This window comes from Brachyspira sp. SAP_772 (assembly GCF_009755885.1).
GTDB lineage: Bacteria > Spirochaetota > Brachyspiria > Brachyspirales > Brachyspiraceae > Brachyspira.
Genome location: NZ_VYIX01000125.1, coordinates 1 through 769, shown reverse-complemented (window position 1 = coordinate 769; position 769 = coordinate 1). Strand labels below are relative to the sequence as shown.

Genomic DNA, 769 nt, shown 5'->3' with positions numbered 1-769 from the left:
GAGGATTAGTTTCTGCTGTTATGCTTGCTCATAGATTAAAAGTGCCTATGGTTCTTAATCTGGAAGAGGTGTGGAGATTAAAGGTAAAAGATAAGTCTGTTTTAATTGTAGATGATATMTCTGATACAGGTGAAACTTTAAAATATTTTGATGAYCAGAAATTTGATATAGCTACTTTATTTATTAGAGAGCATACTAGCAAAATAAGACCAAAATATATATATAGAAGTATAAATCATGATGATTGGCTATTATTTCCTTGGGAGACAAAATCTTCTAGTAAATAAAAATTTTATATAATATTAAATTACACTTTTATAAAAATAAAATATATTAAGCATTATTTRAATAATAATGCTTATTTTTTTATTTTCGTATAATATAAATTTTAAAATATTCTTATATTTTTTATTTGAAAAGTTTTTAAATATTATATAAATTAACTGCTTATATAAAATACTATATATCCTACACCACAAATAAAAATTATTAAAAACACAAAAATCAACAACAAATAAACTAATATATTCTATGATGCTAATAAAAAACAAAAATATTTCTAAATACTAAAAACATCATTTTTATAATAAAACATATGTAAAGATAAAATAAATAACTATTTTTTTATTTTCGGCTATTGACATTATTTTTAATTGTATTAATATTAGTTTCCGAATAAAAATGACATGTATGTCGTTTTTATTAACTATATTTAATGAGGTGAACACAAAAAAACCAAAATGCCAAAAGTAGATGAAGAATATTTTGA

Annotated in this window: 1 protein-coding gene; it reads left to right on the top strand. The window is 20.5% G+C overall.

Going from position 1 to position 769, the window contains the following annotated elements; translation table 11 throughout:
• The coding region (locus GQX97_RS13005; protein ID WP_157152274.1) for a phosphoribosyltransferase family protein at positions 1-287 on the top strand (287 nt) is incomplete at its 5' end.
• Between the last annotated feature and the right edge of the window lie 482 nt (positions 288-769).